The organism is Geminicoccus flavidas (assembly GCF_009806515.1).
GTDB lineage: Bacteria > Pseudomonadota > Alphaproteobacteria > Geminicoccales > Geminicoccaceae > Geminicoccus > Geminicoccus flavidus.
The window spans coordinates 1-2,250 of sequence record NZ_WUJP01000060.1 but is presented as its reverse complement, the minus strand read 5'-3'; the positions used below and the strand labels follow the sequence as shown (position 1 = coordinate 2,250).

3 protein-coding genes are annotated in these 2,250 nt (G+C 68.3%); 1 reads left to right on the top strand and 2 read right to left on the bottom strand.

What is annotated here, in order from left to right; genetic code table 11:
- Both EQG76_RS01630 and EQG76_RS01625 read right to left on the bottom strand, forming a co-directional pair.
- The coding region (locus tag EQG76_RS01630) for a hypothetical protein (RefSeq protein ID WP_159710019.1) at nucleotides 1–425 on the bottom strand (425 nt) is incomplete at its 3' end.
- Nucleotides 422–1,861, bottom strand: a complete 1,440-nt coding sequence (locus tag EQG76_RS01625; protein WP_407925492.1) for a FliI/YscN family ATPase — start codon at nucleotides 1,859–1,861, stop codon at nucleotides 422–424. The genes EQG76_RS01630 and EQG76_RS01625, both read right to left, overlap by 4 nt.
- Nucleotides 1,862–2,035: 174 nt before the next feature.
- On the opposite strand from EQG76_RS01625, the gene EQG76_RS01620 reads away from it, so the two are divergent.
- A partial coding sequence (locus EQG76_RS01620; protein WP_159710015.1) for a response regulator occupies nucleotides 2,036–2,250 on the top strand: 215 nt, incomplete at its 3' end.

Below are 2,250 nucleotides of genomic sequence, written 5' to 3'. Positions count from 1 at the left end.
GCTGCTGCGGGGTGGGAAGGTGCAGCCTGGCGCATTGCCCGCTCATCCGCCGCGTGCTGCTGGCGCAGCAGTCGGGCACGCCGCTCGGCCAGGGAGCGACGCTCGGCGACCAGCTCGATCTGCCGGCAGTCGGCCAGATCGAGCCTGGCCTTTGCGAGGAGCCGGCCGCGCAGCGCCTCCAGGCTCAGGATTTCGCCGGTGAGCTGGGTCGAGCGAGCCCGGGCGGCTGCGAGCAGCGTTCCACGGGCATGCAGCGCGTGACCAGAAGCTTCGGGCGCCATCATGTCTGCGGCCAGCCAGACCGAGCGGCGTTCCGTATGGCTGGCCTCGATCGACCGTTCGGCCCGGGTCAGCGCCTGCCGGGTCGCGTCGAGTTCCTGGCGGCGCAGCCGAGCCAGCACCTCGAGGATGGAACGGCCGCTCATGCCGCCGCCGGGATCGGGAGGCCATGGCCCAGGGCCCGGGCCAGAGTCGTGAATTCATTCCCCGGCCACCAGGGCTCGTCGACCTCCTGGCGCAGCAGCGCCTCCAGTGCCGGGCGCCGCAGGATCGCCTCGTCGATATCCGCATCGGTGCCCTGCCGGTAGGCACCCAGCTGGATCAGCTCCGCCATGTCCGCGTAGCGCCGCATCAACTCCCGACCCTGGCCCACCAATTCCCGCTCGTCTGGTCGATAGCAGCCGGGTGCTGTCCGCGACACGGAGCGCAGGACGTCGATCGCCGGGAAGCGCCCGGCCTCGGCAATGTTCCTGGCGAGCATGACGTGGCCGTCCAGGATGCCGCGTACCGTGTCGCTCACCGGCTCGTCATCGTCGTCACCGTCGACCAGCACGCTGAACAGGCCGGTGATGCTGCCGGCCCCGCTGCCCGGACCCGCCCGCTCCAGCAGGCGCGGCAGCTCCGCGAAGACCGAGGGCGGATAGCCGCGCGTGGCCGGGCCCTCGCCGGCGGCTAGATAGATCTCGCGCAGCGCCATGGCGAACCGGGTGACGCTGTCGATCAGGCAGAGCACGTTCAGGCCCTGGTCGCGCAGTGCCTCGGCAACCGCCATCGTCAGGTAGGCGGCGCGCCGGCGCAGCATCGCCGGGAGATCGGAGGTGGCCGCGATCAGCACGCTCCGCCGGCGGCCCTCGGCGCCGAGCGTGTGCTCCAGGAATTCGCCTACCTCGCGGCCGCGCTCGCCGATCAGGCCGATCACGAGCGCATCGGCGTCGCTGTGACGGGCGATCATCGACAGGAGAGTCGACTTGCCCACGCCCGAGCCCGCGAAGATTCCGAGCCGCTGGCCCTCGCAGCACGGAGTGAACAGGTTCATCGCCCGCACACCGAGGTCCAGCCGGCGCCCGATCGGCCGGCGCGCCAGGGCAGCCTCGGCGCGTGCCTGGAGCGGATAGGCCACCGGCCCCTGCTCCAGCGGGCCCCCGCCGTCGAGCGGCATGCCCATCGGATCGACCACCCGGCCGAGCCAGCTCCTGGCTGGATGGACCAGCCCCAGCGCCTGGTCGGGGCGGACCCTCGCGCCATAGCGGACGCCGTTCACCTCCTCGAATGCGATCATCTGGACACCGTCGACACCGAATCCCACCACCTCGGCGAGGATGGTGTCCTCGGGAACGAACATGCCGGCCGGGCGGGCGCGCTGCTCGATCCGGCACACGTCGCCAATGCCGACCCGGTCGTTCAGGCCCTCGACCAACAGGCTGCCCGACCAACAGCGTCGCACTCGTCCACCGAGTATCGGCTTCCTACGCTCCGCCAGACGTGTCAGCAGACTTTCGACATGACCGGCATGGCTTGCGACAATCCTGTTAAGATTTATGGCAGCATACTCAATATGATTGTATTTCTTAACGCTGCTCAATTTCTGATTGTCCCTACCCGCGGTTGCATGGTTCATCTGGTGGTGTCAGGGCGGCCCACTCGGCGGCTCCTGACGAAGCGGATGATAAGCGAGCTTCCATCAACAAATGTTTAAGAAAGCAACGCTACTCTGGCGTCGAGACGGTGTCGCGGGCTCAGAACAGTGGAGAAGTCGATGCGTGCGCTGGTGATCGAGGACGATCCGGTTTCCGCCAAGCTCGTGGAGAGCGCGCTCAAGTGCGAGAACATCGTGATCGAACCGGCCGAGCGCGGCGAAGACGGGATCGAGCTGGCCAAGCTCTACGACTTCGACATCATCGTGCTCGACCTGCGTCTGCCCGATATGGACGGCCAAGAGGTGGTGCGGCGACTGCGTGCCGCTAGGATCCA